The organism is Prevotella sp. HMSC077E09, from assembly GCF_001814685.1.
GTDB classification, from domain to species: domain Bacteria; phylum Bacteroidota; class Bacteroidia; order Bacteroidales; family Bacteroidaceae; genus Prevotella; species Prevotella oris.
This window is the reverse complement of record NZ_KV817567.1, coordinates 27,253-53,774: the sequence shown is the minus strand read 5'-3', so window position 1 is coordinate 53,774 and position 26,522 is coordinate 27,253. Positions and strand designations below refer to the sequence as shown.

The 26,522-nt window shown below is 43.6% G+C and carries 24 protein-coding genes; 6 read left to right on the top strand and 18 right to left on the bottom strand.

The window, feature by feature from the left end:
• Window positions 1-64: 64 nt before the first annotated feature.
• From aroC to holA, 6 genes are all read right to left on the bottom strand, one after another.
• Window positions 65-1,144 carry a chorismate synthase gene (aroC, locus tag HMPREF2983_RS07580; RefSeq protein WP_070667596.1) on the bottom strand — a complete coding sequence of 360 codons (1,080 nt, stop codon included), beginning with the start codon at window positions 1,142-1,144 and terminating at the stop codon, window positions 65-67.
• Between the two features lie 15 nt (window positions 1,145-1,159).
• Window positions 1,160-1,759, bottom strand: a complete 600-nt coding sequence (locus HMPREF2983_RS07575) for an FKBP-type peptidyl-prolyl cis-trans isomerase (RefSeq protein ID WP_070667595.1) — start codon at window positions 1,757-1,759, stop codon at window positions 1,160-1,162.
• An 81-nt stretch (window positions 1,760-1,840) separates the two neighbouring features.
• Entirely contained in the window at window positions 1,841-2,746 is a 906-nt protein-coding gene (locus HMPREF2983_RS07570) for a dihydroorotate dehydrogenase (RefSeq protein ID WP_070667594.1), read from the bottom strand.
• Window positions 2,734-3,510 carry a dihydroorotate dehydrogenase electron transfer subunit gene (locus HMPREF2983_RS07565; RefSeq protein WP_070667593.1) on the bottom strand — a complete coding sequence of 259 codons (777 nt, stop codon included), beginning with the start codon at window positions 3,508-3,510 and terminating at the stop codon, window positions 2,734-2,736. The genes HMPREF2983_RS07570 and HMPREF2983_RS07565 overlap by 13 nt, the downstream gene beginning before the upstream one ends.
• 59 nt (window positions 3,511-3,569) lie before the next feature.
• Entirely contained in the window at window positions 3,570-4,037 is a 468-nt protein-coding gene (locus HMPREF2983_RS07560) for a helix-turn-helix domain-containing protein (protein WP_004377794.1), read from the bottom strand.
• 775 nt (window positions 4,038-4,812) lie between these two features.
• Window positions 4,813-5,847: a DNA polymerase III subunit delta gene (holA, locus tag HMPREF2983_RS07555; protein WP_004377792.1), complete on the bottom strand. Its 1,035-nt coding sequence runs from the start codon at window positions 5,845-5,847 to the stop codon at window positions 4,813-4,815.
• Window positions 5,848-5,957: 110 nt separating this feature from the next.
• Between holA and HMPREF2983_RS07550 the strand changes: the two genes are divergently transcribed.
• Window positions 5,958-6,416, top strand: a complete 459-nt coding sequence (locus tag HMPREF2983_RS07550) for a type I restriction enzyme HsdR N-terminal domain-containing protein (protein WP_070667600.1) — start codon at window positions 5,958-5,960, stop codon at window positions 6,414-6,416.
• Window positions 6,417-7,030: 614 nt separating this feature from the next.
• On the opposite strand, the gene nrdG is transcribed toward HMPREF2983_RS07550, so the two are convergent.
• Both nrdG and HMPREF2983_RS07540 read right to left on the bottom strand, forming a co-directional pair.
• Complete coding sequence (gene nrdG, locus HMPREF2983_RS07545; RefSeq protein ID WP_210400368.1) at window positions 7,031-7,540, bottom strand: anaerobic ribonucleoside-triphosphate reductase activating protein; 510 nt, start codon at window positions 7,538-7,540, stop codon at window positions 7,031-7,033.
• Between the two features lie 65 nt (window positions 7,541-7,605).
• A complete protein-coding gene (locus HMPREF2983_RS07540; protein ID WP_070667591.1) occupies window positions 7,606-9,828 on the bottom strand; it encodes an anaerobic ribonucleoside triphosphate reductase in 2,223 nt (740 codons plus the stop codon).
• A 611-nt stretch (window positions 9,829-10,439) separates the two neighbouring features.
• Here HMPREF2983_RS07540 and yfcE point away from each other — a divergent pair.
• Entirely contained in the window at window positions 10,440-10,979 is a 540-nt protein-coding gene (gene yfcE, locus HMPREF2983_RS07535; RefSeq protein ID WP_036891075.1) for a phosphodiesterase, read from the top strand.
• A gap of 41 nt (window positions 10,980-11,020) precedes the next feature.
• Here yfcE and HMPREF2983_RS07530 read toward each other — a convergent pair whose 3' ends face one another.
• The 7 genes from HMPREF2983_RS07530 to HMPREF2983_RS07500 form a co-directional block, all read right to left on the bottom strand.
• Entirely contained in the window at window positions 11,021-12,106 is a 1,086-nt protein-coding gene (locus HMPREF2983_RS07530) for an AAA family ATPase (RefSeq protein ID WP_004375575.1), read from the bottom strand.
• A gap of 61 nt (window positions 12,107-12,167) precedes the next feature.
• Window positions 12,168-12,638 carry a helix-turn-helix domain-containing protein gene (locus HMPREF2983_RS07525; RefSeq protein ID WP_004375577.1) on the bottom strand — a complete coding sequence of 157 codons (471 nt, stop codon included), beginning with the start codon at window positions 12,636-12,638 and terminating at the stop codon, window positions 12,168-12,170.
• Window positions 12,639-12,823: 185 nt separating this feature from the next.
• The gene (locus tag HMPREF2983_RS07520) at window positions 12,824-13,660 is read right to left on the bottom strand and encodes a zinc ribbon domain-containing protein (RefSeq protein ID WP_004375578.1); all 837 of its coding nucleotides are present in this window, start codon (window positions 13,658-13,660) and stop codon (window positions 12,824-12,826) included.
• Between the two features lie 5 nt (window positions 13,661-13,665).
• Window positions 13,666-14,454 (bottom strand): Nif3-like dinuclear metal center hexameric protein, encoded by a 789-nt coding sequence (locus HMPREF2983_RS07515; RefSeq protein WP_070667599.1) that lies wholly within the window; start codon window positions 14,452-14,454, stop codon window positions 13,666-13,668.
• Window positions 14,455-14,532: 78 nt separating this feature from the next.
• On the bottom strand, window positions 14,533-15,402 hold the full coding sequence (locus HMPREF2983_RS07510; protein WP_070667590.1) for a DNA/RNA non-specific endonuclease: 870 nt from the start codon (window positions 15,400-15,402) through the stop codon (window positions 14,533-14,535).
• Window positions 15,399-16,190, bottom strand: a complete 792-nt coding sequence (locus HMPREF2983_RS07505; RefSeq protein ID WP_070667589.1) for an ABC transporter permease — start codon at window positions 16,188-16,190, stop codon at window positions 15,399-15,401. The genes HMPREF2983_RS07510 and HMPREF2983_RS07505 overlap by 4 nt, the downstream gene beginning before the upstream one ends.
• Before the next feature lie 19 nt (window positions 16,191-16,209).
• Window positions 16,210-16,812 (bottom strand): P-loop NTPase family protein, encoded by a 603-nt coding sequence (locus HMPREF2983_RS07500; protein ID WP_070667588.1) that lies wholly within the window; start codon window positions 16,810-16,812, stop codon window positions 16,210-16,212.
• 671 nt (window positions 16,813-17,483) lie between these two features.
• Here HMPREF2983_RS07500 and HMPREF2983_RS07495 point away from each other — a divergent pair.
• Genes HMPREF2983_RS07495 through HMPREF2983_RS07480 form a run of 4 tightly spaced genes read left to right on the top strand, consistent with a single transcriptional unit; the run spans window position 17,484 to window position 21,150 of the window.
• Entirely contained in the window at window positions 17,484-18,512 is a 1,029-nt protein-coding gene (locus HMPREF2983_RS07495) for an agmatine deiminase family protein (protein ID WP_070667598.1), read from the top strand.
• Window positions 18,509-19,396 (top strand): carbon-nitrogen hydrolase, encoded by an 888-nt coding sequence (locus HMPREF2983_RS07490; RefSeq protein WP_070667587.1) that lies wholly within the window; start codon window positions 18,509-18,511, stop codon window positions 19,394-19,396. Before HMPREF2983_RS07495 ends, HMPREF2983_RS07490 begins: the two co-directional genes overlap by 4 nt.
• Window positions 19,397-19,411: 15 nt before the next feature.
• A complete protein-coding gene (locus tag HMPREF2983_RS07485; RefSeq protein WP_070667586.1) occupies window positions 19,412-20,617 on the top strand; it encodes a hypothetical protein in 1,206 nt (401 codons plus the stop codon).
• Window positions 20,618-20,628: 11 nt separating this feature from the next.
• On the top strand, window positions 20,629-21,150 hold the full coding sequence (locus tag HMPREF2983_RS07480) for a hypothetical protein (RefSeq protein WP_070667585.1): 522 nt from the start codon (window positions 20,629-20,631) through the stop codon (window positions 21,148-21,150).
• 56 nt (window positions 21,151-21,206) lie between these two features.
• Here the strand turns inward: HMPREF2983_RS07480 and HMPREF2983_RS07475 are convergent, their stop codons facing one another.
• The 3 genes from HMPREF2983_RS07475 to HMPREF2983_RS07465 are packed head-to-tail and all read right to left on the bottom strand — an operon-like array spanning window position 21,207 to window position 26,262.
• Window positions 21,207-22,493 carry an MFS transporter gene (locus tag HMPREF2983_RS07475; RefSeq protein WP_070667584.1) on the bottom strand — a complete coding sequence of 429 codons (1,287 nt, stop codon included), beginning with the start codon at window positions 22,491-22,493 and terminating at the stop codon, window positions 21,207-21,209.
• 2 nt (window positions 22,494-22,495) lie between these two features.
• On the bottom strand, window positions 22,496-23,839 hold the full coding sequence (locus tag HMPREF2983_RS07470) for a SpoIID/LytB domain-containing protein (RefSeq protein ID WP_246829373.1): 1,344 nt from the start codon (window positions 23,837-23,839) through the stop codon (window positions 22,496-22,498).
• Between the two features lie 2 nt (window positions 23,840-23,841).
• Entirely contained in the window at window positions 23,842-26,262 is a 2,421-nt protein-coding gene (locus HMPREF2983_RS07465; protein WP_070667583.1) for a DUF4922 domain-containing protein, read from the bottom strand.
• Window positions 26,263-26,522: the final 260 nt, after the last annotated feature.

Here is a 26,522-nt window from a genome sequence, read left to right as displayed (position 1 = left end):
AGTAAATTCGCATTTGGTAGTTGAAACTACCCAAGTATAAAATAAGTAAAAAAAATTACTCTTTTTATACTTTTGTGGTCAAATTCAGAAGATAATTGTCTAATATTACCATAGCAGCCATAGCTTCAACAACAGGGACAGCTCGCGGCAATACGCAGGGGTCATGACGCCCACGGACATCTATCGTTGCAGAATGACCTTGGATATCGACGGTCTGTTGTGGCATGAGAAGCGTAGCCACAGGCTTGAATGCAACGCGAAAATAAATATCCTCGCCATTGCTAATGCCTCCTTGAATTCCTCCACTATGATTGGTTACCGTTGAAATCTGACCATGATGTGACACAAAAGCATCGTTCATGGTGCTGCCACGCTGTCCCACTCCCGCAAAACCCATACCATATTCAAAGCCTTTCACGGCGTTGATACCGAGCATGGCGGCTCCCAACTGGGCATGAAGTTTACTGAACTCCGGTTCTCCGAGTCCTACAGGACAACCCTGAATAACACAAGTGATGACGCCACCAATGGTGTCTCCTTCTGCTTTTACCTGTGCAATGAGTGCTGCCATGCGTGCAGCCATCTCCTGATCCGGGCAACGAACGATGTTATCTTCTGTGGTGTTGAGGTCGTAATGACGGTAATCGTGGTCAAGCGCAATGTCTCCCACTTGCGAAGTATAAGCTCTGACACTGATATTCAGCTTGCGGAGCACAAGCTTGGCCAAGGCTCCTGCCACACAGCGGGCTATGGTGATGCGGGCCGAAGAGCGACCACCACCACGATGATCGCGTAGCCCATATTTTGCATAATACGTGAAATCGGCATGCGAAGGGCGGAATAAATCACGCATGTTGTCATAGTCTTTCGAGTGCTGATTAGTGTTGTAGACAGCAAAACCGATTGGAGTTCCCGTGGATTTACCCTCAAAGACACCACTGAAAAACTCTACCTTGTCCGGTTCAGCACGGCTTGTAGTAATTTTACTCTGGCCCGGTCGACGGCGGTTCAGTTCGTTCTGGATGAACTCCATGTCGATAGCTATGCCGGCAGGCATACCATCAACAACGCCTCCCACAGCCACACCGTGACTTTCACCAAAGGTAGTGAGCGTGAATATATTGCCAAAAGAGTTTCTCATCATGCCTGTTTTTTCATCCTATTCATGGCAACCGCCACCACAGCTGCCACCGCAACAGCCTTCACCGCCGCTTTCACAACCACCTTCGCCACAGCCACCTCCGCAGCCACTGCAACCACCTTCACCGCTGAGCATATTCATAAACTTGGAGATTTCCTCATTTGTCGCCTCGCGGTTTTCTGCAATCTCACCAACGAAATTCAAGGTCTTGCCTGCCAACGGATGATTGAGATCCACCTTCACCTTATCCTCTGAAATGGCAAGTACGTGGCCGTTGAAGCGGTTCCCATCTTCGTTTTGAAGTGGAATGACAGCATCTACAACAATATGTTCATCGTCAAACTTACCATTGACACAGAAGATTGACTTGTCAAGATCAAGCACATGCTCCGGATTATGGTCTCCATAAGCCTGGTCGGGAGTGAGCGTGAAATCGAAATGTTCGCCCTTGTTAAGATTAACCAAGGCCTCCTCGAATGCAGGAATAGTGATACCGAAGCCACTCAGGAAATCGAAAGGACGTTCATCAACGGTCTGTTCTATCACTTCTTTCTTGCCATCTGTCACATCATACAGCGTGTATGAAGCAGCAATATATTTGCTGATTTTATTTTCCATTATACCTATTATTATATATGATTATTCTACAAAGTTAATGCTTTTTATTGGAACGCCACATATTGTACGCCATTATTACGGTCAAATGACACTAATAATATCCCTGACACTGGTGCAACCATGGGCATCAAGCCAGGTATTTATTCCGTCTTTCACCTTTTTCGTAATCGCAGGATCTACAAAATTAGCAGTTCCTATCTCTATAGCTGTGGCACCACACATCAGAAATTCAATCGCATCCTCTGCACTGCTGATGCCTCCTAAGCCTACCACGGGTATCTTTACTGCATGGGCCACATCGTAAACCATACGCAAAGCTACAGGCTTCACGGCAGGACCACTCAACCCTCCCGTGCGGATGCTCAACAGCGGTTGTCGCTTTTCAATATCCACAGCCATACCCATTAAGGTATTGATTAACGAGACGGCATCAGCTCCTTCAGCTTCACAAGCGCGGGCAATTGCAGCGATATCCGTCACATTCGGAGAGAGCTTCACAATCAATGTCTTGTGATATACGGCTCTGACAGCCTTGACAATGCTTGCTGCCCCCTCACAGGTCACACCGAAAGCCATACCTCCTTCTTTCACATTCGGACAGCTGATATTCAATTCTATGGCAGGAATACGATCGAGTTCATCTATCCTTTGAGCACATGCAGCATACGACTCAGCACTGTTTCCACTCACATTGACAATCATGTTCGTGTCAATATCCTTAATCTGTGGATAGATCTTTGAACAAAAATAATCGACACCTTTATTCTGCAATCCAACACAATTGAGCATCCCACTGGCTGTTTCGGCCATACGAGGATAATCATTCCCTTCGCGCGGAAGTAATGTCGTACCCTTTACGATAATGCCTCCAAGTTCATCAAGTGGTACAAGATCTGCAAACTCCAGACCGTACCCAAAGGTCCCTGAAGCAGTCATTACAGGGTTCTTGAAATTTAAGTTATTTATTTTTACATTTAGATCTGCCATAATAACTTCTTAATATTTAACACCGGTCCCTCTTTACAGACGCATAAATTACCCTCTGTTGTCTTCTCAACACAACATAGACAAGCACCCAATCCGCACGCCATTTTATTCTCTAAAGACACCTCACATTCGATGCCTCTTGCATGTGCATAACGCGCTACACTCATCATCATTGGCTTAGGCCCACAGGTAGCTATACGCGAAAACTTTTCTTTTTTGAGAACTGAATGGTCTGTTACAAAACCTTTCTCGCCCAAACTGTCATCTTCAGTCGTCACATAGACATGCCCAAGTTGCTGAAACAGGTCAAGCTCTAACAGGTCATCTTTAGTGCGGGCACCCAACAGGAAAGAGGGTTCTCCACCTCTTTCTTTAATTTCATGTCCTAAATGAAGCAGTGGAGCTACCCCCACACCGCCACCAACCAACAGCATGTTTTCACTCGGATCCGTAGGGAGTGTGAAACCGTTTCCCAAAGGATAAAGACAATTCAGCGTATCTCCGACATGGAGTTTTCCTAACTGTCGCGTTCCATCACCAATCATGGCAATGAGAAGCCACAGTTCATTTTGCTGATAATCTACTAAGTTTATTGAAATTGGACGCCGAAGATAGGTTGACGGAGAATAATCAACTCGGACTTCGACAAATTGTCCTGGCGTTATAGTCGGTAGAGGACTATCAGACGTAAGCTTCAAAAGCACGTGCTTAGAACTAAGTGCCTCTACTGACTTAACCGTCAGATCATGAATGAATTTCTTCATCTTTGCTTTTGCATTTAGATTTATGCAAAGATAAGAAAAAAAACTAAATCGACAAACAGTTAACCTTTTTGAGGAACAAAAGTCTCCCAAGTCTTATCATCATAAAAGACTCTTATCTCTACAATTTTACGTTGATGATTGTCAATTATTTTCGTAGTTATTTTCTTAGTATTATTGAGTGTTGCTCCAACACCGTGCACAACATCTTGATCAAACAGTGTTGGAGTGGAGGAGTTAGAAGCTCCAGGAAATTCGACCAAGCCTTCCTGAGGCACTGAAGTGTTATCAGTTGTCCCGGAATCAGATGCAGATTTATCTCCCATATACATGGATCCTGAACCAAACAAAAGCCAGTCGGTAGACAAAGATGGTATCTTCGCCTTAATAGCTTCAGCGATAGCCAAGGTCGGTTTGGTTCTCCCATTGAAGATACTGCTGAGTGAAGCAGGGGAAATTTGTATGAACTGAGCAAAGGTTTGCTGAGTCATGTGTTGACTCTCCATAATCATTTTAATTCTATCTTTCATAAGCTTATAACATGCAAAAAAGGGAACTTTACCCTAATTTTCATTGATTTTACAAAAGTAAAACAAAAAAATGAGATACGCAACAATTGTATATTAAATTTAGAACCAAAGAATTTATGTTTTAATTTGTAAAGTTTACAATTCTACATATACACATGTGGCAGAACAACTATATAAAATACAAAACTAAATTTACAAGTCAAAATGCTATATAATGCTTCATATAGTGAAGTATAGCAAAGTTATTGGTTTATAGATAGATATTTATTGGTATTAAACAAGATCTATATGGATATGCAATATAGAAATAAGAATCGAGGCGTTTATATTGATATTTGATTTGAAAAAACTGTATAAATCACTGGATATCAATGCTATTATGTTAAATTATAATCCGAAACATATATATGCATATAGGATTTTATATCTAAATATACACATTTGTATATTGCAGCTAAGAACAAGAATATGCTTATATAAACATAAATACAACATTTACATATACAAACATGCAGTGTAATTATTGTTGTTTAGTATCGTAAAGTTTATCATTGTAAACGCAAATAAAAGTTAACTCTAAATTTAAGGGGGCTTAAATTGGCTAAAAACGCCATAGCTCGCGTATTCTGAACGAGGGGTTTATATTTTGAAAATACGCGAGTTTTAGAGGGGGTAAAAACAGGTTAAAGCATTTATTTATAATGATTTAAGCCTAAAAAAAGCACCCTTCAAGAGTGCTCGTTTTAGAGGAAAAAGAGGTAGAAAAAGGGTGTGTTTAGTGCAAAATGAAGAAAATCAGCTCCTTCATTAACTCTCCCGGAGGTGTATTTGGGTTATCAAGACCCTTACTTTTGGCATCTATTTCTCTTATTTTAGAAATTATCTGCATCGTTTTCATTCCCGAGTAGTTTCGCATCCCTGTAAGATAGTCTCTGGCAGCCCACCCATTTCTCAATTCCAGGAACTCTGCAACAGCATTTTCATTGTTTTTATTTGGCGAATAAAATGCTATCATCAGATTTTCGAAATAAGAAAAGAGCATTGGGAGAAATGAAAACAACGATCCTGCTTTGGGATTGTTGTCAAAATATTTTATAATTAAATTCGCCTTATAAATATCCCTCTGAACGATTGCATTTCGTAGTTCAAAAGCATTGAAATCTTTACTGACTCCTATTTCCTTTTCAACCACATCAGGGGTCACCCTCCTGTCAGATGCAGGCAAAGAAATCAAGACCTTATCAAGTTCAGAAGTCAATCTGTTCAAGTCAGCTCCCACATGATCGGCAATCATCTGGGCAGCTTTCTGTTCTACCGTGGCTTGATGCTGTCGCAAATAAGTTTCAATAAATCCAGGCAATTCGCGCTCATAAAGTTTCTTACTCTCAAAAATCACAGCGCCACCTGCCTGTGCAGCTGGAATAATCTTCTTTCTTTTATCAATACTTCCATTCTTATGACAAAAGACAAGAACCGTGGAAGGAACTGGATTTTTGAAATATTTCTCCAAAGGTTCCGTACCTTTCAAGTTCTGTGATTCTTTCACTATCACAACCCGTTTCTCGGCCATCATTGGAAAAGCCTTGGCAGAATCCACGATTTGTGAGGCCGAAACATCAGAGCCAAACACTATAGTTTGATTGAAATCACGCTCTTCCGGCTTCAGCACATTATCTGCAATATAATCTGAAATCTTATCAATGTAATAGGATTCTTCCCCCATCAATATATATATAGGTGAAAAATTGCGTGCTTTCAAGTCACGCATTATCGTTTCATACGATGTTCCTGTATTTTTCTTTTCAGGCATCCCGATATTTTATTTTTATTGTTTATCTTTGCAAAAAACAGGCAATAGAGGCTTGTAATTATAAGAAAGCCCTTATCTACAGCCCGTTCTTTCTCTGCAAAAATAATAAAATGATTCCATTAAACCTACCCGATTACGAAATAAAGTTATCCCGCACTCCCACAAAGCCAACGATTTTCGATATTTTACGCCGTAAGTATGTGGCTCTCACTCCAGAAGAATGGGTGCGCCAACACTTTGTACATTTTTTGATTAATCACAAAGGTTACCCCGCAACTCTTTTGGCAAACGAAGTGAAACTCAAGATTGGCGACAAGCATCTTCGTGCAGACACCGTACTCTATTCACGTGAACTGAAACCGCGTATCATCATTGAATACAAGGCACCCCATATTGCCATTACACAGAAAGTGTTTGACCAAATCACGGTCTACAATATGCTACTCCACGTAGACTATCTCATTGTGTCTAACGGTCTCCAACACTATTGCTGCAAAATGGATTATAACTATCAAAAATATTTATATTTAGAGGACATCCCAAACTATCAAGAAATTCAACAAATTTGATTGGAAATCAACCTCTAAACAGGTAATTTTTCAAGACGATCTGCTTCTACCGAAAACGAAATCCAGACACAATGATACCACAAAAAGAAAACTTTCTTTCAATCACAACCTTTAGGTAAACCATCATCCTCCTACAGATGTTGCAACAAAGCGTATCTATTTTCGACAACTCCTATAAGGAAACGAATTATATGTTAATTTTCTTCAACTAATTTTACAATAGCTCTCATCAGATTTGCGTATTTGAAACGAAAATCTTCCTCACTCCAAATTCGCTCAAATTTCAGGCATTTAACAAACTATTGAAAATCAGCACGTTATGAATTTTCAAGCTGATATTCGCAGTAAAATCACGACAAAAAGTATTGCAATCTGTATGGAGTTACAGCGTAATCTGCATCATTTCATCGCGTATTCTGACGCAAAAAAGCGTGTAATTTGCATCAAATTACAATGCATTACACGCCATATTGTATGCTAAAATCAATTAAATCATGAGGTAACTCCCCTATTTCTGCTTCTTTATTTCTACAGAAGGAGAAGCTTAGAAGTGTTAAAAACAGGATATAATATTTACAAAAAGCAGAGTTACTTGGCCGTTATTTCCCTGCTTTTCACATGCCGAGTTCCAACGGGCGATAATCCAACAGCACGGTCATGCCCTCTTCCAACGAGCGCTTTACATCAATCAGACGCTGATTGCTGCTACCTCTGAAAATCAAATCAGTATCTTTCTGCGCCTCTATAAAAGGACCATCAACCAACACATCAACGTATTGAAGCAATTCACGCTGTGCCGGGCTCTTCAACAATGTTTCGAAAACAAAGCCGCTATAACACCATATCGTTTTCTTCGTCTGATGCTTGATAGCCTTTGCCAAGGCCAGAAAACCTTCCGGTTGGAACATCGGATCACCCCCCGTGAAGGTCACATTGGCAAAAGGATCCTTAGTGATTTCCTGCATAATTTCGGCAGTTTCCATCATCGTTCCATTCTTAATATCCCACGACTGCGGGTTATGACAACCTGGGCAGCCATTTGGGCAGCCTGCACAATAAATAGATGTGCGAAATCCCGGGCCGTCAACCATCGTGTCGTGCACTATTTTCAAAACACTTATCATAGCCATTTTCCAAACAAAAATACAGCAAAATCCCCTCCCTTCAGACAAGGGAGGGGATATCATTCTTACTTACAAGCACCATCAACATGCGTCACGCGATCATTCAATTCGGCTAATTTTCCTTGGTTCCAACGGTCTGTTGTTCCCACTAAATAGCCTGTGATGCGCTGCAACCTATCTATATGTCGGCTGCCACACTTAGGGCAGACATCGAGCTTGGCATCCGAATTTTCATAGCCACAATCCATACAACGGTTGCGGTTATGGTTCACACTGCCATATCCAATGTTGTATTTATCCATCATATCTACTACGTTAGCAATGACCTCCGGATTATGCGTTGCATCGCCATCAATCTCTACATAGAAGATATGTCCACCACGTGTAAGGTCATGATAAGGCGCTTCCACCTGTGCCTTATGCAGTGCCGAGCACTTATAATATACCGGAACGTGGTTTGAATTGGTGTAATATTCACGGTCAGTCACGCCTTCTATCTCACCGAAACGCTTGCGGTCGAACTTTGTGAAACGGCCCGACAGTCCTTCAGCCGGCGTTGCCAACACACTGTAATTATGCTGATAACGCTCCGAGAAATCGTTAACACGGTCACGCATATACGTTACAATCCTCAAACCTAAAGCCTGCGCTTCTTCGCTTTCACCATGATGCTTGCCTATCAAAGCCTTCAGACATTCGGCCAGACCAATGAAACCGATACCGAGAGTGCCTTGATTAAGCACACTTTCAATCGTGTCTGAAGGCTGAAGCTTATCGCAATCAATCCACAACTTCGTCATCAACAGCGGGAATTGCTTAGCAAAAGCAGTCTTCTGGAACTGGAAACGGTCGTCTAACTGCTTAGCTGTTATCTCCAATATATTGTCGAGTTTGGCGAAGAAAGCATTGATACGCTCTTCCTTATCAGCAATTTGCATGCACTCAATAGCTAACTTAACGATGTTGATTGTCGTAAAACTAAGGTTACCACGAGCCACACTTGTCTTTGGACCGAAACGGTTTTCAAAAACGCGAGTGCGGCATCCCATTGTCGCAACTTCCCACAGATAGCGCTTCGGATCGTCAGCTTTCCAGTTGCTGTTCCGGTTGAATGTCGCATCAAGATTTAAGAAATTCGGGAAGAAACGGCGTGCAGTTACCTTGCAGGCCAACTGATAAAGATCATAGTTTCGGTCTTCAGGAAGATAGCTTACACCACGTTTTTTCTTCCATATCTGTATCGGGAAAATAGCCGTTTCACCATTACCTACACCCTCATACGTTGATTTCAGCAGTTCACGCATGATGCAACGCCCCTCTGCCGAGGTATCCGTTCCATAGTTGATTGACGAGAAAACCACCTGATTTCCACCCCTACTGTGAATGGTATTCATGTTGTGAATGAAGGCTTCCATAGCTTGATGCACGCGGTTCACGGTCCTGTTCATAGCGTGCTGACAAAGTCTTTCGTCACCTTCAAGCCCATCAAGGTCTTTCAGAATAAAGTCATCGAACTCCTTATGATACAGTGAAGCAAGATCACGTCCCGTCAGTTTCTCCAAGTTTTTCACATCTTCTATATATGAACTGCGCACATAGGGGGCCAAATAGAAGTCGAACGCAGGGATAGCCTGACCGCCGTGCATTTCATTCTGACAGGTTTCCAAAGAGATACAAGCCAGTACTGCCGCCGTTTCTATGCGCTTGGCAGGTCGCGAAGAGCCGTGTCCGGCCACGAAACCATGCTCCAGAATATGATCCAACGGATGCTGAACGCAAGTCAGACTCTTTGTCGGATAATAGTCTTTGTCGTGAATATGAATGTAATTATGTGCCACAGCATCACGCACATCTTCAGACAACAGATAATCATCCACAAAAGGTTTCGTTGTTTCCGAAGCAAACTTCATCATCATTCCGGCCGGAGTGTCTGCATTCATATTGGCATTTTCGCGTGTCACATCATTATTCTTGATGTTCACAATCTCCATAAACACGTCACGGGTCTTGGCTTTTCGTGCGATGCTTCGCTGATTGCGATAGGCAATATACTTCTGTGCTACATCCTTTCGAGCACTCTTCATAAGCTCCATTTCAACGGAATCCTGAATTTTCTCCACGGTCATCTGACTCTTGCCATGAATGCAAATGTGGTCTGTAATCTTCTGTACGAGTGCGTCATCCTCACCCTTTTCGGTGTGCATCATGGCCTTTCGGATGGCTGCCATGATTTTCTGTTCGTTGAAACCGACTATTCGTCCGTCTCTTTTTACTACGGTCTGTATCATTATTTTATAGGTGAATATGGTTTGAAATTCATTTGCAAAGATAGCATATAAATATATAAGTTAATCATTTTGGACAACTTTTTGCGTGTTAATAAATGTCAAGTTATTAGTTATCAATATATTACAAAAATTTTTGGAAAACTTTATAAATAATATGATTTAATTTTGTTTTCAAAACAGGAAACATTTAATCAACATGCAATACGTAAAACATTATCATTTAATTAATTTGCAATCTACATACCTCATCCAACAAATCAGTCTGAAACTTGTATCAACCTGCACCTCAACACATTACGGACAGCCTTGCAATATAAGTCGAATTACGTGCTGATTTGACGCAGATCAGCGTGTCATTTGACGCAAGTTAGCGTGTCACTTGATGCAAGTCAGCGTGTCATTTGATGCAGATGACAAGCTAAAATAACAGAAACTACATCTTCAACACCCCTCATAGAAGTCCATTCTAACTGATAAAAACAATCCGTTTTCCATGTGCATTATGCTTATTACGCATTATTCGTCTCCAAAACTTGCGTATTCCAGAGAAAATTCCGAATATTGCATTGGAATTCATCCATAACAAAATACATTCAAACGAAGCTGAAAACATGAAATATCTATTGGTATCCGACATTCACGGTTCACTGCCGGCATTAGAGAAAGTGCTTGATTTCTATCATCAACAACATTGCGACATGATGTGCATCATGGGCGACATATTGAATTATGGCCCACGAAACGGACTGCCGGAGGGCCTGAATCCCAAGGCCATTGCTGAAAAACTGAATGCCATTGCCAATGAGATTGTGGCCGTAAGAGGCAACTGTGACTCTGAAGTCGACCAGATGTTGCTCTCCTTTCCTATCCTGCAAGACTACATGCTTCTGGTAGATGAGGGTAAGAAACTATTGCTTACGCATGGTCATATATATAATAAGGTGAACCGCCCCAAAGGTAATTTCGATGCAATTATCTATGGACACACCCATCTTTGGGAGCTTGAGAGGACAGAAAACACCGTTATTTGCAACACAGGGTCGGTCACATTTCCTAAAGGAGGAAATCCTCCGACGCTTGGAACATACGAAAATGGAACCATAAAAATATTCCATCTCAATGGCAATCTCTTGAAAGAAATCAGCCTTTAAGATGGAACATCCCTGACATTTTGGCTTTGAAAGTGCTGTTCTTAGCCTTTCAAAGCAATATTGTAATTATAATATTGCTGCACACCTGTAATGTCTTTTACCACTTTAATGAAAGGAGGGAAGTTCACAGACTCCTTTTCTGCAATGCCTTTTGTTTCCAAAATCATCAGTCCGCTGACAGGCTTCTGGAAGTTATCCAATTCAAAATACTGCCCTTTCCAAATGAAACTCTTGCGCGTTTTCTGTATTTTTTGCCGATAAGGATCGGCTTGTTGCAACAGCGATGTATAGAGGTTCTTGCTTATCTGACGCTCTGTTTCAAGCTGTTCTGTGTCAGAAATATTCTTTTTTGTCGTATGCACATAGACGTATTTGCCCTGCCAACCACGACGGCGCAAGCGCACTTCGCACCCCGGTTCAGCCACTAAATAGGTCTGGGTGATTTCACTTTCAATACAGTTTGGTATCTCACCGGTCAGTTCTACAATGTATTTTCGCTCTTCAACGATTGGTTGTGGAATACCCAGAACATTCGAAATCTCCTTCAATACACGATGAAGCTTGTTATTAAAGTCCTCATGATTATTGATAACTCGCAAGTGCGGATGTCCCGTCCAGGCTTCAATCACCTTCTTATCAAGCACACGGGCCAACTCCAAACCCTCTGTACGCTGTTTGTTATTGCTGGTAATATAGAACTTTTCTGCACCATCTGCAGCCGAAACCAAATGTAAGACCGCATCATAACGGTGGTCGCGAAGTTCGCTCGTACTCGTTCCCACATCTTTCGTTATAGCGTTCCACATCTCGGAACTCATATAGGCAGAGATATCCATTGCACCGCGATCACAGATAATCACAGCCGGTTCTTCACACTGTTCAGCCATTCGTTGGAACTTATCCTCAAGCGCCAACTGTACTTCCAACGTAGCCTTTTCGCCTTCATAAAAAAGTTTTTTATTCGTCGTCAGATAGTCCATACCCGACTGACTGAACATTGTCGGCACTTCTGGAATGGTAAAAACCTTATAGCCAAGGCTCGAAAAGTGTTCAATAACCTTGACCAAAGCCGTCGTTTTCCCTGCACAAGGGCCGCCCGTGAGAACTATTTTCTTAACTGTTTTCATCTGTTTCGTTGTGTACAATCAAGACACAAAGTTAAGCTAAAAATCCCACTTAAACAAATTTTCAGGCTGTTTTACGCGAACGATTGCGTGTAGTTTTCGGCTTAGCCAATTCAGGATGACTATCCATATAATTCTGACGATACTGTCTGGGAGTCATATTCTTGAAACGGAAGAAAGCACCATAGAAGCTCTGTCGATTGGAAAAGCCAACCATTTCTCCGATATCTTCAATGCGAAATTTAAGATATCGCGTATCAACAAGCATTGACATGGCTTCATTTACACGCTGTGCATTAACCAATCCGCAATAGTTTGTGTGGAAACGTTCGGCACATACAGCCGAAACATAACGCACATTAGTTCCCAAATCATCAGCCAATTGCTTTGCACTGTAGTCTTTATCCCTATACTTCTGCTCGATTATAATCTTTTGATTAATTCTCTCTTGCAGGTCATCTTTTACCTCTGAACTCATCAGAACGCGATAAACGGCCGACCGTTCACGCTTTTCTGTAATATTATACTTAGGCATTGTTCGCTATTTTTTTTATTGATTATTGTTATTCCTATATACAATCTACAGATTGTCTACCAATCACTTTCCTTTTTATGGGCTGCAAATTTAATAAGAAAAAAAGAAAAATGAGCAGACAAAATATAAAAAAAACTGAAAGATTGTCAATCTTTCAGTTTCCTGTTTCCATTACAGTTGCTGCCTCATTCAGCAGTTTCTGTCTCTTCTTTCTTCTTGCGAATTGTTCGTTTTGCACGCTTCGGCTTCTCCTCTGCAGCAGACTTTTCTGTCTTTACACCAGCCAATTCCGGGTCAATCATAATGCGACCGCAGTACTCACAAACGATGATTTTCTTATGCATCTTTATGTCTAACTGGCGCTGTGGAGGGATTTTGTTAAAGCAACCACCACAAGCATCACGCTGAACATAAACAATACCAAGTCCATTACGGGCATTCTTGCGAATTCGTTTGAAGCTTGTCAGCAGGCGAGGCTCTATCTTTGTCTCGAGTTCCTTAGCCTTTGCTTTCAGCTTATCCTCTTCTTCGCGGGTCTCTTGCATAATCTCATCCAGCTCATCTCGCTTCTCATTGAGATCTTCTTCACGTTCACTGATACTCTGTTGTGTACTTTCAAGATCGCGTTTACACTCCTCTATCTTAATCGCTGCCTCTTTAATCTTCTTGTTACAAAGCTCTATTTCCAGCGACTGGAACTCGATTTCTTTCGTCAAGGTGTCATACTCACGATTGTTCTTCACATCGTTAAGCTGGCTCTTATAGCGCTCTACACTGGCCTCAGCATCAGTAATCTCGTGCTTTTTCTGGGCAACTGCATCCTGAAACTCTGCGATTTCGTTCTGAATTTTCTCTACGCGGATGTGCAAACCTTCAAGTTCATCTTCCAAATCTTGAACCTCCAAAGGAAGTTCTCCACGCAATGCTTTCTTCTCATCAATGCTACTCAATGTTGTCTGCAGCTGATAGAGGGTCTTCAACTTCTCCTCAACTGACAAATCTGTAGGATCTTTCTTTGCCATAATTCTTATAAATAAATGATGGGATTAGTGTTCAATTCCGTGAGATAACAACTCACACCAGCACACCGTTCCTCTATGATTGATTTAAAAATTTCATTCGTAAACTGTTCACTCTGATAGTGACCAATGACTGCAATCTGTATTTCCTGGTCGTGACCAAAGTACTCATGATAGTGCATTTCGCCCGTAATAAAAGCATCTGCACCTGCAGCTATGGCATCATCAAGCAGGAATGAGCCCGCCCCACCACAGACTGCAACCCTCCGAATGGGCCTACGCAGCAGCTGATTGCACTGCACACACTCCACATCGAAACGCTTTTTGAGCAACAATACAAGGTCATCGGCTGCCAATTCTCCCATGAATTCGCCCACAACTCCTTCGCCTCCTTCAACCCCGTCAACGACAGTCTGCTTACCAAAGAAATGCAGATTGTGCAGTCCGAGCTTTTCAGCTATCTTGAAGTTCACGCCACCTCGTGCACTGTCTATATTCGTATGCATAGACACAATAGCGACATGTTGCTCAATAGCCTTACGCACTGTCACCTGCACTTCATTCTCATCGGCAATCCTATTCAACTTGTGAAAAATGAGCGGATGGTGGGAAACGATGAGATTACAGCCTTTTGCAACCGCCTCATCAACGATTTTCGGGGTCACGTCAAGACACAATAAAGCCCCTGAGACTTCCGCTTCTGTCAATCCAATCTGTAGGCCGGCATTGTCATAGTCAGCCTGCAGAGGCAGAGGCGCGAACTGTTCAAGGGCACCAATTACTTCCTTTATCTTCATGCGATGCATAAAATGAGACTACAAAGATAGCCATTTTATTACATGATGTAAGGTCAATCGCCTATTGTTTAACGTTTTTTACCAGTCAGCAAGGTTTGCTTCAGCCTCCACTTTCGCTTCAAGTGCATCTTCAAGTGCAGGAAAGAAGTCGAAACCTGTAATGCGTTCTATCGCATCAATGCTATTCACATAGTCGCCTTTCGGTCGGTTTCCTGCCTCATTCTTATAGATGAAGCCTATCGCCTTGGGTGTCCCTTCCATACAAAGCACCACTTTAAAGAATGCTTCCGGCACCACAACCTTAGCCTTACCGATAGTTTTGTGCTTCTGATTGTAAAGGATTGGGCCTGCCACGATATAGATACGGCCATACTGTTTAGCCCACTTGCGACACTGATTTTCCATTTCATTCCAGTCACCTGCATTCAGATTGTGGTTCTGCGGACATATATTCGTCATGAGAAATGACTGTTGTTGTGCCGTCTTATCCCACTTATTATCGCCCGAAGGACACATATGACCGCGATCATAGCCACTCCTACTGTAGTCAAACGTGTTTACTTTCACGCCTTCTGCCTCGTTGTCTTCCTGAAATTCAATGCCTTTGCGCTTGTAAGGGCCGGTAGTATGCGACTCCGTCAGCTGCCAAGCCACCCAATTTGGAATATGCGTTTCTGGATTATACGACACCACATAGCCCACTCTTCGCAACAACTGTTGTGGAATACCCTTAGGAACCAGCTGTGTCAGCAACCGATCATCGCCTGCAGGGGCCTTGTACTTGATGTTCTTTCTGACAATGGTTTCAGTGTCGTTCACTGCGCATGCTTCGACCGTCTGCCGTATACTGCCTATCAAAGGCTTGTGCCCTCCCTTAGCAAAGTCACATCCTAACGCCCCAAAGAGCAACGTCAGAAAAGCTAAACCAAGCAGAAAAGTCTTTTTCATGCTTCTGCCTTGTTTACCATTTCCTGTGATTTCAGCTTGCCATATTCATCGAATGCGTAGCGTTTGGCAAGCATCAGAGTCAGTAACAAGGCTAAAGGCGAGGCTGCCAACACCATTGCAAACGTCAGCAACTGCATCAGAACAGCCGAATAAACATCGCTTCCTGCCAGCAACATTGCCCATATCACCATTGGTGTTACACCTATTATTATATAAGCCATGCGCCCCAATGACGGTATCATGCTACGTTCCAAAGCCCGTTTCACGAAATATCTTACAGCCTGATTATGGCTTGCCCCATTACCCAGAAGATAGTAGAAAAGAGCGTTATGATTTCTCAAACCCGCATAATAGGTTTCAAGTGCCTTGCAATTGCTCTCCATAATGCCACCAAGAATGAAGCCCGTCACGGGAATAAGATAGCGTGCATCAAAGGGATTTTCGGTCGAAAAAGCAGCCAGAACCACAAGAACACCGATGCCGAATGTCACGACAAGTGTAGAAATGAAAGCCGGAATGAAATAGCTTTTCATGGTCAAGCGTGCCCTGTTCACCGTCACCACCGAAGTCAGCAAGGCCAACAACACCACCCAAAGGATATTCAGTGCGATGTTGTTCATGCGGAAAACAAACTCCAACATGATGCCAGTCAAAGCCAAATAACCCACGACTTTAGCCAAAGCCAAGGCAAACTTGCGCTGCAGATTGAGCTTATAGAAATAAATCAGATATACCGGGACACACAGCAGTATCACGAGGATACAGATACCCATAAAACCAATATTCATTGCTTGTTCTATTTAATCATTACGGTTCGAGCAGCGACTTATCGCACTGCCCCTTTACTTCTTCATCGTCAGTAGCTATCACAATCAGTCCGCCCGAAGCCGTGTACAGCCGTAGATAGTCCATCATTTCAGGCGTCATAGCCCCGGGAAGCAGGTCGATAATCATGTGGTTGCACCCTCTCATCACGGCTACAACCATCATCATTTGCTGCAAAATATCCTGCCCTACGTGCTCAACAAGCGCATTCCACAAGCCATCCGCTATGCCCACCTTACGCCATTCGCTTTCAATAGTGCCTTTTGTCAAGTCTTTATCGACCGTCATCATTGCCTGCATAGTCTCGCCAACAGTTTTGAAAGGCAACCGTAAATCGCGCGGCACGAAGGCTGTATGACTTCGATAATAAGCTGCCGAACGCTCGTCGATTACATCACCATCAACCGACATAAAGCCCGACTTGAGAGGCTGTAACCCTAAAAGAGTGTGGACAATCGCCTGCCGTTTGTCGCTGCTCCAAGCATAGATACAGAGCATTTCGCCCGCATCAACCACTAAGTTAATGTCGGCAGCCATCGCGGGATGCTCCACTCCGCTTAGGGTTCCGTTCTTGATTTCCAGCATTTCCGTTGCTTTTTATAAGGCAAAGTTACGGTTTTTTATCCTAAATGCAATATCAATCAATATAATTTTAGCAAGGAGTGACCGTAAACACTACCATGAATGCTATGCTTTCTCTATGGATATTCGAGCATCAGAAAATAAATAAAAATAATCAAAAAACATGACAACAAGAGTTATTCTGCATGGTTCTGTTTTTCTATTAACTGCAAATCATCTTCCCGAATGAATGCTTTTGACTTGTCATTCATATCATTTCGCCTTTCAATCTAAGGCATATTGCGGTGCATTTTGCATCACTTCAGCACATAACTTGACGCATATGACACGCTGATTTGACGCATATTGCAAACCATTCTGCAAGGCATAACAAAAAAGGGAAAACCACATTGCGGTCTTCCCCTACGGCAAAGATAATCAATTTTCTAAGCAAATGCAAATCAACTGTCATTTAAGTTTACAATCAAAGCGCTCATTCCGGCTTTCCAAAGCTATGAAAACCGCATTCGAAACGCACTGAAAAGCTTCACGATGCACCCTGAATGAAGCGTGTGCTACTCTCATTTCTCACAAAAATATTCACCTTTCTATTCTTCAAACTCACAACAATTGGAAAAAAACAACTAATTTTGTAACCGGCAAACAATTATATATTGAACTATCACTCCTACGATATGGCAAACAAAGACTTTGTACTTCCAGCCGAATGGGCACCGCAACGAGGCATTCAACTCACGTGGCCCCATGCTCAAACCGACTGGCTTCCCTATCTCGATGACATTACAAAGACATTCGTTGAAATGGCAAAAGTCATCACAACGGATGAGCAACTTCTCATCGTTACGCCTGAACCCGACAAGGTGAAAGCCCTGCTTGAGCAGCAACTTTCAAGCAGTCAACATGCCAATATCCGCTATTTCGCGATAGATACCAACGACACTTGGGCACGCGACCACGGGGCTGTCACGCTCTCGAACGGCACCTCATTACGCATGCTTGACTTCAAATTCAATGGCTGGGGAGAGAAATTCAACTGGCAGAAAGACAATGCCATCACACGCAACATGGCTCAAATGGGCGCCTTTGACGGCACCATAGAAGACCACACCGACTTTGTTTTGGAAGGCGGAAGCATTGAAAGTGACGGTAAAGGCACCATTTTCACCACCGCATGTTGCCTCATGGCACCTCACAGAAACCAACCCATGACGCGCGAAGACATTGAGAGAAAGCTGCTCGAAACACTGCATGCAGAGCGCATTGTATGGCTTGAACACGGTCAACTCCTTGGCGATGACACCGACGGACATATTGACACGACCGTGAGATTGGCGCCCAATGACACCTTATTATATATATATAGTGACGAGAACGATGTGCATTTCGCTGACTTCCAAGCTTTGGAAGACCAGCTGAAAACACTGCGCACGCTTGAGGGGAAGCCCTATCATCTGCTGCGATTGCCTTTTCCTGAGCCGATATACGACAATGAAGAGCGGCTTCCTGCAACCTATGCCAACTTCGTTATCCTCAATCATCACGTGCTCTGTCCTACGTATGCACAACCCGAAAGAGACCGTTTAGCCATGCAACAACTGCAGAATGCCTTCCCCGACCGCAAGGTTATAGGCATTGATGCACGCACGGTTATCCGCCAGCACGGCTCACTCCATTGTCTCACTATGCAATATCCAAAGTTATGAAAGAAATAAAAATAGGTTTTCTCCAGCAACATAATGTTGCTGATCCTGCTGTGAACATTCAACGCTTGGCAAAGGGAATAGCCGACTTAGCTGCCCGTGGAGCACAGCTCATTGTGTTGCAGGAACTTCACAATTCGCTTTACTTCTGCCAGGTGGAAGACGTCAACAACTTCGATTTTGCAGAGCCGATACCAGGGCCTTCAACGGGTTTCTATGGTGAATTGGCCAAGCAATACGGAGTGGTTATCGTCACTTCGCTGTTTGAAAAGCGTGCCCCGGGACTCTATCACAATACGGCTGTAGTGATAGAAAAAGACGGAACGATAGCCGGGAAGTATCGGAAAATGCACATACCTGACGACCCTGCATACTACGAAAAGTTTTATTTCACGCCTGGAGATCTTGGCTTTCATCCCATCGACACAAGCATAGGACGACTCGGAGTGTTGGTATGTTGGGACCAATGGTATCCCGAAGCAGCCCGCTTAATGGCGCTGCAAGGGGCCGAAATCCTTATCTATCCCACGGCCATTGGCTATGAAAGCAGTGATGCGCCCGATGAACAGGAGCGACAACGCGAGGCATGGACGACCGTAATGCGTGGGCATGCAGTGGCCAACGGACTACCTGTCATTGCTGTTAATCGCGTTGGTCATGAGCCTGATCCAAGCGGACAAACGCGAGGAATTGAGTTCTGGGGCAGCAGCTTTGCTGTCGGACCGCAGGGCGAAATCCATTACAGAGCCAGCAATAATGAAGAAGAAAGCATCGTGATAGAAGTTGACATGCACCACAGTGAGCAAGTACGCAGGTGGTGGCCCTTCCTCCGTGACCGCCGCATTGACAGCTATCAGGATATCACTAAGCGCTATATCGACGAGTAAAATAGCTGTAAAGTTATGTACAAACCATTGAAACATCATCGCATTCTCGGTGAACATCGCCCCAAAAAATCGTCAATCATCGGCGCGTGGATAGTTGCTTTACTCTTCATTTTCCTTGGTCTCATGACCTTTTACACCATGATGACGTTTGACGATTATGACTTATCAGCACGCATTTACTTGGGGTTGCTGGCCTTAGCCTTTATTATTGGCAGTATGGGTTATGTGATAAACCAAGTAGTTTCGAAGCTGTTCATCACACCAGAAGCCGTGATTCGTGTTAGCATTTTCGGCAAAACAATCCTTCCAATGGCCGAGATTGACTGCTATGAAGATGAGAAAAACCGAATCACTCTGCATGCAACGAGGTTGTCAAAGTTTATTATTATATCCAATGATTACGATGGTTTTGCGAGCATAGAAGCATGGGCTCATTCGCAATTTCAAAACAAAGATGTCATTGATGAAAAGCAAGAGACGGAAGAAATGCTATCAGATTTGCACTATGGAGCAAGTGAAGAAGATATCAGAAATAAGGCAAACAAGCTCAAGAAAATAATCTATCCACTCAATGTCGTCACTACAATCGTAGTCTTATTCATTGTGTTTCTCCCCTCGTTTGCACATGACTTTATCGTCTCAATTGCCGCACTTTTGCCCCTCGTTGCAATCATTGTCTACAACAAAAGCCATGGATTGGCGAAATTTTATGTCAGTAAAACAGACCCTCATCCATCGCTATTGTCGATAGGAAGTGTTTGTTCTTTAGGCCTGTTATATAGTGCTTGGCGAGAGAATCTCCTTCATATTCCTTCTCAATTCTGGTTGATTGTCATCGTGGTTACACTCGTCCTGACTTATCTTTGCACACGAAATGAGCACATAACGCCAACGTATGGGCAGCGCGATCTGTTTCTTTTCATTGGAGTAACACTAATCGGTTGCTTTGTTTATAGCTATAGTACGCTCATATTTTGCAATATAACTTTCGACCCATCTAAGCCAAAGTATTTTGATTCGAGCATTAAAGATAAGTCGAGTACAACAGGAAAAGGGCATCGATATTACTTAAAACTCGCTCCATGGAATGACTTAAAAGAAGATGAAAGGGTATATATCTCCCACAAACTTTACAATAAATTACAAATCGGGGCGCCTGTAAAGATTGAGCAATATGAGGGGTGTCTCGGCGTCAACTATTATTATCCAATACTTGATTAAAGCCCAACGACATGAACAAATACTTGTTGTTACTCTATTCCTTGCTTTGTCTTGCTTTTCAAGGACAATGTGCAAATGTCGGAAAGACTGGTTCTCGAGAAGAGATACCATGCTGGGACGTATGGCAAAGACTGACATTGAAAGGTCAGTTATATGGCAAAAAGACTTATCAAATAAGGTATGTCAGAGATACGAATGATGAGTTTCGACGCGGATATATCCATTTCTCAAGTGGTAAGACAAGGTTTGCAACCATCAAATTACCGCTTACCGACTTTGAATGTAAGAACTTCTGTGTAGACAGTCTCATGCAAACCAAGCGTGGTTTCATATTGCTTATCAGTTGGGGAGGAGGCAAATATTTCTACAATATGAAATATATCTTTCGCTATCGGCAAGGTTCTTTCTTCCTCGATAAAATTATCACACGACTTTTTCAGCCAGAAGAAGATGAGGAAAAGACCACATATAAGCGCATGAAAAAGCCTTTGAAAATGAAAGGAATGATTGCTCTGCCCGAACTTCTGAAATGAAAACATCTAATATAAAAGGCCTGCAGACATCACCGTTTGCAAGCCTTTTCCTTGTTTTATAATTCTTCTTCGACTTCTTTCTTACCGAAATTCGGATCGATTTTCAGGAAGGAGGCAACGGCGAACGGCAGCAAACAGCTGATCATCACAATGATAAAGAACATCCGATAGCCTACCGCCTGGGCCAAAGCACCGGCAAACAAGCCCGGCAACATCATCGAAAGGGCCATGAACCCCGTGCAAAGTGCATAATGAGATGTCTTGTGCTGACCTTGAGAAAAGTATATCATGAAGAGCATATATGCACTGAAACCAAAGCCATAACCAAAGTTCTCAAGGCATACGCACACGTTGATTGCAATCAGGCTTTCAGGCATTGCATAAGCTAAATACACGTAAGCAACATTGGGAATTGTTATTGCACAGGTCATAGGCCATAGCCACTTCTTCAGTCCATCACGGCTCGCCAGCATCCCACCGATAACACCTCCCACCAACAAACCTATCACTCCGACAGTTCCATTGACCAATCCGAACTCCTGAGGTGACAGTCCTAATCCGCCTTTACTTGGCAAGGCTTGCAGGAAAAGCTGTGATACGGGAGTCAACAATGCCTCTGGAAGTCGGAAAAGAAGCAAGAAAGGAATAGCCACAAGCACTTGTTTCTTGGAGAAGAATGTAACGAAAGTCATCACAAACTCCATCAGAATATCCTCTGCACACCGCTTCTTTACATGGTCAGCATCCTCTTTCGGGCGTGGAAGAACATAGTTATGATAGAGATAGAAAGCAATGAAAAGTCCTGTCAGTCCATAGAAAATAAGACTCCATGAGAATTTAATCTGATAACGGAATACCACTTGAAGCACACCGGCAAGCATGATAAGAACGCCTTTTCCGACTATCATTGAAAGACGATAGAACGTACTCCGAATGCCCACAAAGAACGCTTGGTCGTGTTGGTCAAGTCCCATCATGTAGAAACCATCAGCAGCTACGTCGTGAGTTGCACTTGAAAAGGCCATCATCCAAAAGAAACAAATCGTTCCTTGCAGCCACCATGAAGCCTGAATGGTAAAGGCAACGCCCGCAAAAGCAGCGCCAAGAAGCAGTTGCATGGCTGTAATCCACCAGCGTTTTGTCTTATACAACTCGAGAAAAGGACTCCAGAAAGGCTTTATCACCCATGGTAAATAGAGCCAAGAGGTATAGAATGTCACTTCTGCATCACTCAACCCAAGCTGCATATAGATTTCGATGGCCAGCACTGTCACGGCAATATAAGGCAGCCCTTCAGCGAAATAAAGTGAAGGAACCCATGTCCAAGGTCTTGAATTCTTCATGTCTAATGATAGATTTGTTCGATAGTTGCACCTTTATAATAATGCAACAGGATTTCATTATAATTGTAACCACGCTCTCCCATGACGGCTGCGCCAATCTGACAAAGCCCTACACCATGCCCCCAACCGGCTCCAATGAGGACAAACCGCTGCGGAATTCCCTGCTCATTGCGGTCAAGTGCATCGACCACAAAAGCCGAACTGTAGAGATGAGTCTTGCTCAAAGCACGGCGAATCTCCAGTTCCTTGCCAATGACAAGCGTCTTTCTGTCGCCTATTATCTTAAGCTTTGAAAGTCTTCCACTCGTTCCACGCTCCATAGGAATAAGGGCAATGATATGCCCAAAGTCTATTCCAAGTTTCTCGGTTATCAGCATCTGAAGCTGCTCCTGCGTATATTCCACGCGCCAACGGTAGAAGTCTGACGTCTCCTGGTCATAGTTGTTGAGCACTTGTGAAAGCACTTTTACATCGTGTGTATTGCAGAAACTCTCCGGATTTGAGCGTATCCAACGGTCTGCATCAGCCTCAATATTCAACTGAAGTGACTCATTATGCGGCGCATCACGTAGGGCAACGAGATAAGGTTTGCGCAGATTTTCCCAGCAATACTGGAACTCTTCGGTCTCACCTCCACAGCATTTAGAGAACCTTGCATCGCAGATTTCACCGTCATACAGCAGTACCTGCCCCTTGGTTTGCCTGATAGCCTCTGCCACCTGTGGGCTTGTTTCTTTCGTTATTCCTTGATAACGCTGGCAATGATCATCGGCACAGACATCGAAAAGCGTATGATCTTCGCGGTCATACCAGCGGATAAGTTCTCCTTCGGTCGGCATTTCAGACGACATGGGCTTGCTTTTTCCATGATTATCCTTGCGGTTTTGCATCTGCACCAACAGCCAACTACGCGATATCACAGCATGAGCCTTGAGCAGTTCGAGGCTCGAAGTAGCACTCATTTCACTTGAGATAACACTCTCCAAATAGCTTTCAACCGGCAATTCATTGACAGCACACACCTTATCTTCATTGACTATGAACTTCAATCTGCCAAGAAAAGTCTGCGTTTCCTTACGCTCCCAATGAAAGTTTACACCTATAGTGACACCGAAAAGTGAGAAAGAAGCATCGCTTTGTTGTGGTATAAAAGTCAGCTCTTGATAGCATTTTCCTTTCCAATGTATGCCTTTTTCTGCAAAATCAACCGTTTGTTCGCCCTCTGCAAGCGTCCCCTCTACAAGATAAGGCGCATCAAGACGAAACCTAATCTGACTTCCACTGACAATGCCTACCGACACATCCGGCTGTGCATCTACCTGCATATGATTATCTTTCAAGACCATTTTCAGTTGTTTTCTTTTATGCGTTCAACCACCGCCTGCATTGTCTTTTCAGTGACACCACACTCTTTCAGGATGGTTTCAGCCTGCGTTTCGGTCAGTTTATTGAAGTCTTCTTCACGCGGAACTATCAGTAATCCCGACATATCCAAGGCTCCGGGACTTACCAACAACTGTTTTTCGCCCTCGTCAGAATAGCAATCCGGACGATGCTTTTCACGCGGAATAACCACTGAAATATACTGTCTGCCTTCACGCCAAGCCACGATATTCATCATCGGCTCGGTCTCTCCGTCACGTAACGGCAAGCACTTATACACAAGATGAAAGAGCTTTTTGTCGCTCTCGGCACTCGTACTGCGAATGACAAGCGCTGGAACCACAAAGTCACGAAGCAGACAAACATCGTTATCTTCATTCAATGTGACTATCAGTTCAAGGCTCTTTTGCATGCGTTTCCATTCACGTTGCAAGGGCACAAGCCCACTTTCACCCGCTTGCAGATGCTGATGATCGGGAGCACTCGCCCCACATTTCGGCCCATTATAGAACACCATGAGCGCTTTATACCTTGAAAGCAGCTTATGAACCTCACCATAATGCGACAGAATAGCCTGTGGCTCATGGCGCAAAGCAGGAATAGTGAAGTGGACAGGAAGGATAGGGAACGGATTAACAAGCAGGCAGAAGTCATCATCAAGCCTTTTCGTCAGCTGTTCTTTCGGCCGATTTGATGCACAAAGAAAGCAAGGACGCTGTGCCAATGTGTGTGCATCAATCTTCGCCCCAGTACTTACCATGCGTGCCGGATTATACTGCACGCGCAATATGCCTAATTGTTTTGTCTTCACATCCCGCAGGTCTTGATAGCGTTTTCGGGCATCCTCCCACTGTTTCAACTGTTGATTGAAAAAGCGTTTCAAGTCGTCATCGTCACCAAGAGAAGCCTTTTTGCTCACCAACTGACGGCGTGCCTTCAACTCTATCGTGCGCAAACGATCCTTATAAAGATTGTTGGCATTCACCTTTTCAATGCTCAATGCAGCATCGCTGTTGCCTCCCCACCGCCTGCAAAGATAGAGTTCATCGTATATTCTGCCTATACGATAACGGCGACTGAAAGCCAATCCCAACGCATAATCCTCGCCATAACTGGTGTTGGGGAAATGAATTTCACGCAGAAGTGGCGTAAAGAATGCGCGTGGAGCACCCAAACCATTAATGCGTAAGGCATTGTTGCAACCGTTATCTTCGGTCCATTCACGATGTTCTATCATTCCCGGAGGCAGTGTCTTGAGTTCAAAATCACACATACGATAGGCACCTATAATCATTGCTGCATGCTGTTCATGGAACGCATCAACGATTTTCTGCAGCGTATGTGGGGAAGAATAGAGATCATCGCTATCCAACTGAACGGCAAAACGGCCACACCTTGCATCGTCAACAGCTACATTCCAGCAGCCGCCAATCCCCAAATCAGTGCGTTCAGGCTCAATAACTATGAGGCGTTCGCAAGCTAACTCGCGCAGGATATCACCCGTATGGTCACTGCTGTGATTATTGACAACAATCACATTATACTTGAAATCGGCCTCTTGTTGCAATGCACTTTTCACGGCATCGGCTATCGTTCGCTCGCGATTATACACTGGAATGACGACAGAGGCCTCGCAATTGAAAGGCTCACAGTCAAAGTTTGGCGCTTCATAATCATGCGTATCAATGCATGCACCAACGGCTTCGAGATGCAAAGTAACAGCCTTTTCCATTTCTATCTGTACCTCGCGGTTGCGCGGATTGACGTAATCGAACTGGCGTTCACCGCTCTTTCGCGTATCAAACTCCTGTGCTGTGTAGAGATATTCATTGATATGGAAGAGTTCCCCCTTGCGACTGAGGAACAGACGCAGGTCGTAAAGTCCGGCAAAAGCAAACTGATGACCGCCCTCTTTGCCGCAAGTTGCAGCATATTCATGCAACAGATCGGCACGAATGAACAGCAAGGAACCGAAATCAAAATCGTCACGAAGACTCCCCATCTGATAGTCTATGACTGGATGTTGCTCGCGTTTCCCGTCAACAACCGCATGATAATCGCTGTAAACCAAGGCCACATGGGTATCTGTGGCCACACGAAGCAGGCGGTCAAGTGCATGCAGGCCTAACACAAGAGGCGTTGATTTGAGCGCAAGAAGCACATAGTCGGCCTCTGCATTTTCACTGACTTTGCGCATGGTGTCGGTCGAAAGCAAATTGTCAACAACGATAGTCGTGCAGTCATCAGCCCGCTCCGCGACCTTGAAATCCGAGTCCACGAGTAAGTTTATCTGTCGGATTGTCTTACTCCTCCGCAACATCTCGATGGTCTCTTTCAGGTCGTTGGGATTGCTGCAAGGCAGAAAACAGTCTATTTTTCCAATCATAAAAATGTGTTTAACGCGTGTTGAGGCACTGTTGCAACCGCCGGATTGCCCATTGGCATGTCAGCAACGACACCATATTTCCTGCAAAGATAGCAAATAAAATCGAATTACATGCTGCTGAAACACGATTTTTCCACAGGCGCTTTAATGTCGCTCTAAAAGTAAAGATATTTCATTATCCATTTGCATTTGCCTCAAAAAATGATTATCTTTGCCGTAGGGAAGACCGCAATGTGGTTTTCCCTTTTTTGTTACTCCTT